At 43.7% G+C, this 12,148-nt stretch carries 9 protein-coding genes; 7 read left to right on the plus strand and 2 right to left on the minus strand.

Annotated features, from left to right (window positions below; genetic code table 11):
- Positions 1–74 precede the first annotated feature (74 nt).
- From DC487_RS05675 to DC487_RS05705, 7 genes are all read left to right on the plus strand, one after another.
- The gene (locus DC487_RS05675; protein ID WP_116774940.1) at positions 75–629 is read left to right on the plus strand and encodes an RNA polymerase sigma factor; all 555 of its coding nucleotides are present in this window, start codon (positions 75–77) and stop codon (positions 627–629) included.
- 54 nt (positions 630–683) lie between these two features.
- A complete protein-coding gene (locus DC487_RS05680) occupies positions 684–1,685 on the plus strand; it encodes a FecR family protein (protein WP_116774941.1) in 1,002 nt (333 codons plus the stop codon).
- A 1-nt stretch (position 1,686) separates the two neighbouring features.
- Positions 1,687–4,704, plus strand: coding sequence for a TonB-dependent receptor (locus tag DC487_RS05685; protein WP_116774942.1), 3,018 nt, complete (start codon positions 1,687–1,689; stop codon positions 4,702–4,704).
- A gap of 51 nt (positions 4,705–4,755) precedes the next feature.
- On the plus strand, positions 4,756–6,099 hold the full coding sequence (locus DC487_RS05690) for a DUF4876 domain-containing protein (RefSeq protein ID WP_116774943.1): 1,344 nt from the start codon (positions 4,756–4,758) through the stop codon (positions 6,097–6,099).
- 4 nt (positions 6,100–6,103) lie between these two features.
- The gene (locus DC487_RS05695; RefSeq protein WP_116774944.1) at positions 6,104–7,645 is read left to right on the plus strand and encodes a DUF6850 family outer membrane beta-barrel protein; all 1,542 of its coding nucleotides are present in this window, start codon (positions 6,104–6,106) and stop codon (positions 7,643–7,645) included.
- Between the two features lie 11 nt (positions 7,646–7,656).
- On the plus strand, positions 7,657–8,814 hold the full coding sequence (locus DC487_RS05700) for a cytochrome-c peroxidase (protein ID WP_116774945.1): 1,158 nt from the start codon (positions 7,657–7,659) through the stop codon (positions 8,812–8,814).
- Positions 8,815–8,961: 147 nt separating this feature from the next.
- On the plus strand, positions 8,962–9,714 hold the full coding sequence (locus DC487_RS05705; protein WP_116774946.1) for an SDR family NAD(P)-dependent oxidoreductase: 753 nt from the start codon (positions 8,962–8,964) through the stop codon (positions 9,712–9,714).
- 117 nt (positions 9,715–9,831) lie between these two features.
- Here the strand turns inward: DC487_RS05705 and DC487_RS05710 are convergent, their stop codons facing one another.
- Together DC487_RS05710 and araA are read right to left on the minus strand one after the other, a co-directional pair.
- Positions 9,832–10,524, minus strand: a complete 693-nt coding sequence (locus DC487_RS05710; protein ID WP_116774947.1) for an NUDIX hydrolase — start codon at positions 10,522–10,524, stop codon at positions 9,832–9,834.
- Between the two features lie 67 nt (positions 10,525–10,591).
- On the minus strand, positions 10,592–12,091 hold the full coding sequence (araA, locus tag DC487_RS05715; protein ID WP_116774948.1) for an L-arabinose isomerase: 1,500 nt from the start codon (positions 12,089–12,091) through the stop codon (positions 10,592–10,594).
- Positions 12,092–12,148 lie beyond the last annotated feature (57 nt).

A 12,148-nucleotide genomic window follows, 5' to 3' on the forward strand; every position in this document is an offset into this window, starting at 1 on the left:
ATTGGCATAGAATAAAAATTCTCATCAGTAATTTAGAATAATTATAAATAATATATATCTTTGCTGGCACATCTATGAAAGATACGTGGTTAAACATCATTAAAGGCGATCGTACTAGCTTTTTGAAGCTGTACGACACGTTCTATACGCCTTTGTTTCACTACGGAATGACGATCCGCCGGGATCGGGAATTAGTTAAAGAAAGCCTTCATATTTTGTTTTGCGAATTGTGGGAACGACACGAGCGTCTGCCGCAAACGAAAGTAGATCCCAAATTCTATCTGTTTACTTGGCTCAAACGTATCATTATCCGTCAGGTCGAAATACCACATAGTCAGATCGAGGATTTACTACACGAACCAGCAGAGGAATCGATCGAAGCACAAAGCATTGCCATCGAACAAGTGATGGATATGCACGAACGCTTGCAACGTGCGCTTAATAAATTGACTAAAAAACAACGTCGCTATATTCAATGGCGATTTTTCGAGGAGCGTTCGTACGAAGAGATTGCCGAACTAGACAATGCCTCTGTCAGAACAGTTTACAATGTTATTTATGAAGCTTTAAAGCGCATGCGTGGCGATATAGCAATCCTTCATGCTATTATTTTGATTTTTTCTAAATAAAAATAGGTAAAAGTCGCTGACTTTGCCCACTACTCCATATAGTAACTCAAATACATGCTAGATCCTACAGTAGAAAAGCTGATTTCAGATCACTCTTTTGTGAATTATTGTCTGTCGAAAAGTGCCGAAGACAGCACTTTTTGGGACAGATGGCTAGAGCAAAATCCAGAACATCGCGAGGTGACCGATAAAGCGCGCCAAATGGTACTACTATTAGTAGACCAACCTACCGAGGATGAATTTCAGATCGAAAGAACGCGTTTGCTAAACCACATAACAGCGTTCAACGAGCAGCATAAACCACGTGTTCGCCGGTTATGGAAGGCAGCAGTAGCTGCTGCGACGATATTGCTCGTGGGCGCAATCAGTTATCAGGTATGGATGCATAGACAAGATAGTCAGCTTGCTAATACCAGCAATATCGACTGGGTAGCACAACATGTACCCGACAAAAAGATGATGCACGTGGCATTGGCAGATGGTACTACCGTGAAATTATTTCCGGGTTCAAATTTTTCTTATCCTGCGGCTTTTCAAGATAGCATACGTGAAGTAAAATTAGATGGTGGCGGTTTTTTCGAGGTAAAGCATAATGCAGAAAAGCCATTTATCATCCATACCGACGAATTAGCTGTCCGCGTAATGGGAACTTCGTTCAATATGCAAGCATACGCTACGGATAACCAAACAAAAGTCGCTCTATTTAATGGAAAAGTGCTCATCGAACATCAAGGAAAACAACAAACCTTGTCGCCTGGACAAGCTTTTGTGTGGGACAAAAAGAGCCAATCAGCACAGGTCGAATCTTTTGATGTGGCACAAGAACGCCAAGTATCTAATGGCCTAGTGGTCTTTGAGCATGCCAGCTATGAGGAAGTCGCGCGTCAGCTGACGCGAAAATATGGCGTAAAATGGCAGTCAGACATAGCTGTCCAGATACAGTTTTCAGGTACAATCCATCAAGAATCTCTCGAAGATGTGTTGAATCATTTGACCTATACCACCGATTACCGCTTCACTTTGCAACAGGATACTGTACGTGTACAGCAGAATTAACATGAATCATTTTTACAAAATACTGTGCATACTATGTTTGTGCACCAATCAGATCAGCGCACAGCAAAATATTTCAGTAAAAGCAGATAAGGCGGCATTGCGCCAAGTCGTGAAGCTTGTAGAAGCGCAGGTGCCTTATACCTTTTTGTACGATGAACAACGCATCTCGCTCAATAAACGCATCTCGCTAGACGTGACTGGCAACCTGAATAGCGTGCTAAAAGCGATCGAAAAAGCAGCATTTGTAGAATTGCAGGTATCTGGTAAGCATATTTTGATGAAACCTTCTCGCACTGGATTATTATCCGGGCGCGTGATTGATGAGCAAGGAGCACCGCTACAATCGGTTTCGGTCTATTTGCCGGCGATGGATCAGCGATTCATTACAGGAGAGAACGGAGAGTTTCGTTTCCATTATCCCGCAACAAAAACTAGAAATGAACTATTAACCATTTCGCTTTTGGGCAGGCAGGAACAGCGCTTGCAAGTTGATCTTGAACCTGGCGAAAGACGATTGCCAGATGTGATATTGCCGATATTGAGTATGGGGCTGGAAGAGGTGTCGGTAGCGCCGACGGCAGATTCGCGCTTAGAAAGTAATAGTTCCATCTATATCAATCGGGAAGTGATCCTGCAATCTGGCGCACTGAGTTTGAATGATTTATTGAATCTTGTGCCAGGCAAGAAGATAGAAGCGCCATCTTTGCAACGTGTGCAACAAGCCAATCTGCGTACGGCCAATTATGCCACTAATTCTGCCGCTTCGCGAGATGCCTTCGCTTTAAACAACGCCTTTGGTGTTGCCCTGATTTTGGATGGCATTGCATTATCTAATAATGCGAATATGCAAACCAGAAATGTGGGTATGACGGGAATGGAAAATGCCGGTGTGTTTGGTGGTGCCTCTGGACTAACAGGTGGTGGCAATTCTCCGGGTAATTATTCGGGAGATTATGCCTTCGGCGGATTGGATCTTCGGCAGATTACGACGGACAATATTGAGAGTGTGGAGATCGTAGCTGGAGTGGCTTCCGCCAGATATGGTGATCTCACGGATGGCGCCATCATCATAAATCGTATGGCAGGAAGTTCGCCATTACATTTTCAAATGCAGCTACGCGACAATGCAACGGTGTACGGGATGAATAAAGGCTTCCAAACCAAAAAGTTTGGTGGCTTCTCTTTTGGGGCAAATTTTACCCGCTCTTTCGAAGATAATCGTGATAAGCTGAAAGCGTATGATCGTTGGGGCGGAAATGCCATGTGGACGATCGCCGGCGGTCGCGAACGCGCATTTACTAATACACTGTCGGTAGATTACAATCGTAATCTGGACAATATCTTGCAAGATCCGGATGATCCTACAGGTACTTTCGTACGTTTTCGTACCTACAACTTTAGTATAGCCAATCGCGCCAACTATCGTATTGACCACGGATTCATCAGTAACATTGGCCTTAATATGCGTTATGGCCAATCTTACCAAAATACCTACAAAGAGCAGTTGATGAATGGCACGTTTGTTATCTATTCGGATGCAACGGAAGTGGGCGTAGCTCAAGGGATTTACGGTCCAGGTACCTACACGTCGATATCTCATATTGAAGGTAAACCAATCGATTTTACGACCCGATTAGATCTTACTGGCCGGTATTACACAGGCGATGTAGCTCATCAAGTGCAGTTTGGTGCCAATTACAATTATTCGAAAAATAATGGTGCTGGACAAATCGTTGATCCATCGCGTCCGAATAGTTTAGCTTCTGCTGCGACAGCGAGTAATCGTTCGGCACGATATTATGATTACACCCAAATCCGCGCCCAACATCAAATCGGCTTGTATGCAGAAGATGTGTTCCAGTTGGATGTGGCCGACCGACCGCTGCATGTGCGTGCTGGTGCGCGAATGGACTTTTTTGAAAAATTTGTGACGGTATCACCACGCGCCAACTTGCGCTATGAGCTAAACTCCAAATGGCGTGTCGGCTTGGCTTATGGTTTTTCCAGCAAAGCACCAGCTTTGGCACAACTGTACCCTGGTCCAGTATATTATGAGATTCCACTATTCCAATACACCGCGGTGACTGAAACAGGTGCCGTAGATGCAGCGAAGAGCCTTTACCTGTTGCACGTGGACAAGTTTGTGCCCGGCAACTCGACTTTAAAACCGAGCAAATCCCAGCAGTTTGAATTGTCTACAATGTATGCTTCTAACGGATATCGACTAGCTATCAACGTATACGACAAGCGCAATTATGACGGCATCGGCACCGTGCGTGGTTTCAGTCAAGTTTTACTTGATCGTTATGAGCGTAATCCAGATCAAACGGCAGAAATTCCTTATATAATCAACGGTACTGACTTACGTCGACTCACCCGTAACGAATTTAGAAACGGAAATAAGTCGTACAATCGAGGTATAGAAGTGTTATTATCGACACCAAAATGGGAAGCAATTCAAACCGTCTTTAATCTACGTGGAGGATTTACTCATACGGAAGCACGGCCATTAACAAGTTATAACTTTCTAGATTTCACTAATCCAGGAACAGATCCCGGCTATGCCGTCACTGGGGTTTATCCATCTCGACTTCGCGTAACGATGACTAGTAATGCGGCTCTCACCACCAGTACGCATATTCCTAAAGCCAAGCTGATCGTAAACTTTACGGCAGAATTTAACATTCTCAATGAAACGAAGACCTTAGCCACCGACGGTATCCCAGTGGGCTACTATACGGAGAACGGTAATTATTATCTAATTAATGAATTTGATCCTGAAAATGTGCAATATCGACACCTATTACAGACACAGCAATTATTGAACAACCAGAATCAACCGGGGTTATACAGCAATTTTCATTTGAATCTATCCAAAGAAATTACCGAACGACTTACCGTTTCCTTTAATGTATACAACGTATTTAACTATCGACCACAATACTTACGATCCGACAATACGTTGATTATCCCCAACAGTAAACCTACCTATGGTGCGCAATTGCGACTGCGTCTATAGTCGCCTTCCAAATCATTATCTATTACACAAACAGTATTATTCCAAAAACAAATGAAACAATCTATCCAACTCGTCTTAATCTGCTTTGCTCTGTTGAGCGTCGTAGCTTGTAAAAAAGATGTAGCACCCGAAAATCAATCCGTTAGTATCGAAGTCAATGCCGCATTTGGCGAAAGCGATTACTCCAGTAAATTAAAATTGGACGCCATCACTATTCAAGTGTTTGACATCTCTGGTAAAGAAGTCTTCAAAGGAGAAACAGATGCGCAAGGGCGCGTCAGTGTACCCAATCTAGCACCAGGCCGCTATGGTATACAAGGTACTAAAACATATCCCGTCAATGATTTCAATGCCGCTTCAGGCTTGAGCGAAGAATTCGACGTACTTTTTAGCAGTGCTATTGAGACCGAAGACATCAACCTAAATTCTGAAAAATCGTTTTCGGTAGAATTGCGTAATGGATCGTACAATGCCTTAGTAATTAAGCAAATTTATTATGCAGGTTCTGATGCAAACAGAGGCGCTAATTTCCGCGATCACTTTATCGAAGTATACAACAACTCCGAAGAAGTACAGTATGCCGATGGCTTATACATTGCAGAAGCACAAGGAGCTAACTCTGCTAGTACCACATATGCCTATCAAGCGCGTAGTGGTCAGTACGATTGGTCTCGTTCGTTCGGTATGCCGACGGATATCAATGCCAATGCAGATTATGTGTATGCGCGTACGATTTTGCAATTGCCAGGCACGGGCCAGCAATATCCAATTCGTGCTGGCGAAAGTATTGTCATTGCCGCTACGGCAGTGAATCACAAACAGCCATATCAAGGTACAGATGGCGTCGGTATTTCTATCCAGGATCCGGAATTAACAGTAGATCTTAGTCAGACAGATTTCGAAGCGTACTATACACCCTATGTAGATCGTGGTCGTCCGATCGCGTCTGATGTGGATAATCCTAATGTTCCGAATGTCATCGTACACCGCAGGGCAGGCAACGCGACGGATTTGATTTTGAGCTCTAACGGTCAGCATAGTTTTATCATTTTCCGTGATCAAAATATGGGTGCGGTAACCTCATGGAAGAGCTATGATGCACCTTACGCAGATGGGCGCGAACGTACAGATGGCGAGTTTGTACAAATACCCGTTGCTAATATCATCGATGCGGTAGAGATACAATCATCATCTACCACCACAAGGTATCCTAAAAAATTCACGGCACAGAGTGATGCGGGTTGGATTGCAGTAACTGGTGGTGCACGTTCTTCCAATTCGGTGATCCGCAAAACAAAAGAAACCATCAACGGACGTCGTGTATTGATGGATACCAATAACTCAACGGCAGATTTTGTCACGATCAAAGCCAATCCACGCGGATTTGCTAACTAATACCATGCAGCATACCAATAAATATATTTTATGGGTTTGTTTTACTTTCTTGTGTCAGATTACGCTGGCGCAGGAAAGTAATACGCTGGATACCATCCAGCGACAAATCCGTTATTTCGCTATTGACAATCCGATGTGGTTGCACGAATCGGTTGAAAATAGATATACGCTCTTGCATGCACAATATGGCGGCATGCAGGGCGAATATCGATTGGCACAAGATGCCGGAAAGTCGCGTAGCACCCACGTGAATTCCGAAGGAAGCATTACCCTGAAAGATGTGCGACTTTGGGGACGATTTTCCTACAATCGTACGCTCGAAGATAGTACGCGTTTTGGTCATCAGACACGGCAAAATCCTTCCGCACCGTTTTACTTTGCGTCGTACGGCAACAATCATTATGTACGTACCAACTATACCATACAAGCACGAGGTCAACGTTATTTTGATAAATGGTCCGTGTTTGGTGGACTAGATTATCGCATTGGTGATCATTTTAGCAACAATGATCCGCGCGGAAGCATTGATGTGATACAGGTAGACGGGCAACTCGGCGTCAGCCGCAAATTGAGCGAAGACCTTGAAATAGGCTTGGAAGCACAATATGGTTACGGGCAAGAAAGCTTTGAAGTGGCTTTCAAAAATGAAAATTACGTATTGAGTCCCGCCGTGACGCGCTATCTCAACTATGCGGTGATCGGTTATGGCTGGCAGACCAACGACTGGTTGTTAGCGCGCGGTATTCATTACCAGAATGACATGAAGCGCTACGGTTCGCAGGCTTATCTTTCTTATAATACCAAAATAGGGAAGTTCTACGCCACGGCACATTACAAACAGGAGAAACAGGTGTATCAACAAGTATTGCGTAATGAGTCGCGCAACAATGTGCTAAACGAATATGCGATAGATGATATCGGCGGCGATTTGATGTGGCAGCTTAGACGCAATAATCGCGCGTATTTGGTGCAACTGAGTTCGACCATGCGAAGTGGTCAGGATAAGGTGGTTTTTCAAGCGAACGGGATCAACAATTTTGTTTACGAACATGATACGCACAGTGCTAAGATAGCGCACACCTATTATGCTCAAAAATGGCAATTCCATTTCGAGGGATTTGCTGGAATGACTTCGGAAACGAGACAGGATGGCGGTAGTGGTACACTGTTAGATTATTCTCGATTGGACGGCTCGCTGTCTGCTATGGCCACTTATATTACCTCGAAAAATCAACAGGTGCATCTCAGTATTACAGGTTTAGCGGGCAAGCCATTGACCGTAAATTGGTCTGTACCCGAAATCAACGAAAACATGTTTCACCGATATGTTTACTTTCATGACGTAGGTTATCACCAAGCAAACACGCAGGGAGCAAGGTTTGAATTGGGCTTTCGCCAGCCCTTGAAGCGTAAAGATTTCGTAAGAGTGCTCGCTAGTTTGCAAACAGTTTCGGCCAGTAATATATCTGATTTGGGCAGACAAACGGCCACCTTACCTGGGTTAAAAAGAAACCATTTTGCCTTGAGTTTGGCTTACGGCTTTTAAATTTTTCTGTGATGTGGAGTTTGAATAGACGCCTTATCGTCATTTTGTTGTTGTTATCGTTGGCGCCAGTTGCGGTGTTGCTTTCTAGTTTTTTTTCCGAACCGGAATATACCTTAGCCCAATTGCGCGAACTATACAGCAGTGGCGATTCCAAGAAATGGCCTTTGCCGAATATTGATGAAAGCATTAAGCCTGACTTTGAAGATCTCGGCGTATTGGGTAAAGTAAACTTTCCTACCGATAATCCATTTACAGAAAGTAAGTCTGAATTGGGAAAGCTTTTGTTCTTTGATCGCCGATTATCGGCTTCTAAACAAATTTCCTGCGCCAGCTGTCACGATCCACAGCTCGGATTTGGCGATGGCAAAAGTTTGGCGCATGGCCACGACCGCCAGGTCGGCAAGCGCAATGCCATGACTTTATACAATGTAGGTCATTATACTTCTTGGATGTGGGATGGGAGAGCACCTTCTTTAGAAGAGCAAGTATTGATGCCAATTCAGGATCATGTAGAGATGAATATGCATCTGGATTCTATGCTACAACATATTGATCAGATAAAAGGCTATCACGCTTATTTCGTAAAGGCATATGGCGATGAAGAGGTTAGCGTAGTACGAATACAACAAGCATTAGCGACTTATCTGCGTACCATCAACAGTTATCCAACTAAATTTGATCGTTTTATTAGCGGCACGAAAGACGCGCTCAATGATCAGGAATTGATGGGCTTGCACCTCTTTCGTACCAAAGCCCGTTGTATCAATTGCCACAATACACCGCTGTTTTCAGATAGTCAATTTCACAATGATGGGCAGGCATTATATGGTACGCGACAGGAAGACCTTGGCCATTATCATGTGTCTGGAAAGCAATTAGATGTGGGCGCATTTCGCACACCTTCTTTACGCAATGTGGCACTAACGGGGCCTTGGATGCATCACGGCAATTTTCCAACATTACGCGATGTGGTGGAATTGTATAATCTTGGCAACCCTGCACCTATACAGCGTCGCGTTGTAGTGGATGAAAATCTGCGTCCAATTCCTTCTCCATTACTGAAAAAACTAGACCTTTCCCGCGAGGAAGTGGATGCGGTTGTTGCTTTTATGCAGGCCTTAAGTGCACCGGTGCAAAGAAGAATAAACACACCAGAGTTGCCCGATTAAGAAATAAGATCTTCATCCGATCAGGTATATACTGCTTTACGATCTGAACGTAACCACAATTCTGTTTTTCGTGTCATAACATGAGTTAATCTTTCATCTGTATTCGAAAATAGTGTAAATTTAATGTGTACATAAAAACAAAATAGTATGTCTAAATTGGAAAACAAAGTAGCTATTGTGACGGGTGCTGGATCTGGTATTGGCCAAGCTGTCGCAGAACTTTTCGCTTCGAGCGGAGCGAAAGTCGTTGTTTCAGATATTAATGTAGAGCACGGTAAGGCCGTGGTTGATAAAATTAATGCGGCCGGTGGAGATGCTATCTTCGTGAGAGCGGATTCGGCTAGCGCAGAAGATAATAAAAATTTAGTAGCAACTACCGTCGAACATTATGGACGATTGGATATAGCCTGCAACAATGCAGGTATTGGCGGACCAGCAACGCCTGCAGGCGAGTACGATATTGAGGCTTGGGATAAAGTCATTAACGTAAACTTGAATGGCGTATTCTACGGATGTCGCTACCAACTGGAGCAAATGACCAAAAATGGCGGTGGAAATATTGTAAATATGGCGTCGATCCATGGTAGCGTAGCGGCACCGATGAGTAGCGCGTATACAGCAACAAAACATGCCGTAGTGGGATTGACTAAAAATATTGCAGCTGAATACGCGACAAAAAATATTCGCTGTAACGCGGTAGGGCCAGGCTATATTTTGACACCATTATTGGAAAATAACCTAACGCAAGAGATGCGAGATGGCATCGCGGCCAAAGCACCGATGAATCGACTGGGCACACCGGAAGAAATCGCAAAGCTCGTACTATTCTTGAGTTCGGACGATGCTTCTTTCGTGACGGGCGCGTACTACATCGCGGATGGCGGATACACGGTAGTGTAATTTATATTTATAGGTAACAAAGCGAAAGCCGATCTCTCAGGATCGGCTTTTGCTTTGTTATTAACTTTATCAACTTTCTGAACTATATTAAACCTCTCAACCCTCTCAGCAAAAAAGCTATAACTGGGTCATAAAGTTTAAAAAAGAAGTTACCTTCTCCTTGTACATATCTCTGTTTAGCACATAATAATGTGCTCCACGTTTAGAACCATCTTTATCTTTATCCGATTGCTTGACGAGCAAACCAGTTGATCGTAGTTTTCGCATAAAGTTGGGTCTATCCAATTCTACGTTATACACCTGTTCAAAAAGCGAAGCAATTTGTGGAATAGTAAATCGTTCAGGCAGCAACTCAAACAAAATAGGATGTAAGGCCGCTTTATAGCGCAAATGCTCTTTTGCAGCTTTGACCATTTCATCGTGGTCAAATATTAGTTCTGGCACGCGATCTAAAGAAACCCATTCTGCTTTATACTCTTTACTAAGTTGATTTTCGTATTTCCCAATATCAATTAAGGCGTAATAAGCGACGCTTACTGTTCGAGCAAGCGGATCGCGTCCTGGCTCGCCAAATACTTGGTATTGCTCCATGTAGATATCTTTTAGCCCAGTCAAGTGCGTCAAAATACGTGATGCGGCATCATTGGTATTCTCGTTTTCTTGCACAAAACCGCCCATCAGACTCCATTTTCCCTTCTCCGGCATCATCCCACGTTCTATAATCAATAGCTTTAGGGATCGGCCATCAAAACCGAAAATAATACAGTCCACTGCCAGCAGCAAGCGAGAATGTTCCTTATATGCACTCATACAATTTCATAATTTGACAGCAAATGTGCTCAGAAAATCAGACGTCCACAAATAAACGAATGATTTTCTACTTTTTCAGCTTGTATGCCAATTCGCCCCAAAGTAACTCTTTTTCAAAAGATTTCAAGTTTGTATCCTCATCGATGATCACACATTCGATATTAGCAATCTTAGCAAAATCATGGAAATATTCAGAGGTTAGATTTTGGCTATATACTGTATGATGCGCTCCACCAGCATAAATCCACGCCGAACAGCCTGTTTTCATATCTGGTTTTGGTTCCCACAATACGCGTGCAACCGGCAATTTTGGTAGATCATTTTCAAACTCTTTCGCTGCAACTGTATTTACGACCAAGCGAAAGCGATCGCCCATATCCACCAAGCTCGCGTTTAGTGCATCACCGCCTTTCGCGTTGAATACCAAACGAGCTGGATCTTCTTTGCCACCGATTCCTAATGGATGTACTTCCAAACTTGGCTTATCAGCCGCTAAAACTGGATCTACTTCCAACATATGCGCCCCTAAAACCATCGAATTATTTGGATCCAAATGGTACGTATAATCTTCCATAAAAGCACTTCCGCCTGCCATACCCGAAGACATGACTTTAGCTGCTCGAACTAATGCGGCAGTTTTCCAATCGCCTTCACCCGCATAGCCAAACCCAGCTTCCATCAGACGCTGTGTCGCAATACCCGGTAGCTGCTTCATACCGTGCAAATCTTCAAATGTATTAGAGAAGCCTTTGAAATCGCCTTCCTCCAAAAATTGCTGCAGCCCGATTTCAATCTGTGCGGCATCGCGCACGTTCGCATAATTCGCACCGTCTTTTTTTACATCGGCAGCCATGTGGTAGTTACTTTCGTATTCTGCGATCAGTTCATCGATTTGTGCATCGCTAACAGCGTCGATTTTTGCTACCAAATCTCCAACCGCATACGTGTTTACCGAGAAGCCAAACTGTGATTCTGCAGCTACTTTGTCGCCATCAGTAACGGCTACAAAACGCATATTATCGCCAAAACGTGCGAATTTAGCGCCTTGCCAATCATTCCAAGCGGATGCCGCGCGCGACCATACATTGATCTGATGAATCACCTCTTCGTCTTTCCAATAGCCAGTCACCACTTTGCGAGAGATTCCTAATTTGGAAACGATATGACCAAACTCACGATCTCCGTGCGCACTTTGATTCAGATTCATAAAATCCATATCAATCGTAGACCAAGGAATATCGCGGTTGTATTGTGTATGTAAATGCAATAAAGGTTTGTTCAAAATCTTCAATCCACGGATCCACATTTTCGCTGGCGAAAAGGTGTGCATCCAAGCAATAATACCGACACAATTGTCGGCGTAGTTTGCAGCCGCAATGGTTTCGTAAATTTCTTCTGATGATTTTACGATTGGTTTGAATACCACGCGTACTGGAATCTGCTCCGTCTCATCCAAGTGCTTGGCAATTTCGGCTGCGTGAGCCGCCGCCTGCTTCAACGTTTCCTCACCATATAGACTTTGGCTCCCAGTCACAAACCATACTTCCAATTCATTTAAGTTAATCATATATCGTATTTATATTTATAAGGTTAATTTTTAAATCTAATATCCCACTACCCACAT

The organism is Sphingobacterium corticibacter (assembly GCF_003076635.1).
Lineage (GTDB): Bacteria > Bacteroidota > Bacteroidia > Sphingobacteriales > Sphingobacteriaceae > Sphingobacterium > Sphingobacterium corticibacter.

Coding starts and splice junctions, on each gene's coding strand:
- DC487_RS05675 (WP_116774940.1), top strand. CDS start 75: ATGAAAGATACGTGGTTAAACATCATTAAAGGCGATCGTACTAGCTTT.
- DC487_RS05680 (WP_116774941.1), top strand. CDS start 684: ATGCTAGATCCTACAGTAGAAAAGCTGATTTCAGATCACTCTTTTGTG.
- DC487_RS05685 (WP_116774942.1), top strand. CDS start 1,687: ATGAATCATTTTTACAAAATACTGTGCATACTATGTTTGTGCACCAAT.
- DC487_RS05690 (WP_116774943.1), top strand. CDS start 4,756: ATGAAACAATCTATCCAACTCGTCTTAATCTGCTTTGCTCTGTTGAGC.
- DC487_RS05695 (WP_116774944.1), top strand. CDS start 6,104: ATGCAGCATACCAATAAATATATTTTATGGGTTTGTTTTACTTTCTTG.
- DC487_RS05700 (WP_116774945.1), top strand. CDS start 7,657: ATGTGGAGTTTGAATAGACGCCTTATCGTCATTTTGTTGTTGTTATCG.
- DC487_RS05705 (WP_116774946.1), top strand. CDS start 8,962: ATGTCTAAATTGGAAAACAAAGTAGCTATTGTGACGGGTGCTGGATCT.
- DC487_RS05710 (WP_116774947.1), bottom strand. CDS start 10,524: ATGAGTGCATATAAGGAACATTCTCGCTTGCTGCTGGCAGTGGACTGT.
- araA (WP_116774948.1), bottom strand. CDS start 12,091: ATGATTAACTTAAATGAATTGGAAGTATGGTTTGTGACTGGGAGCCAA.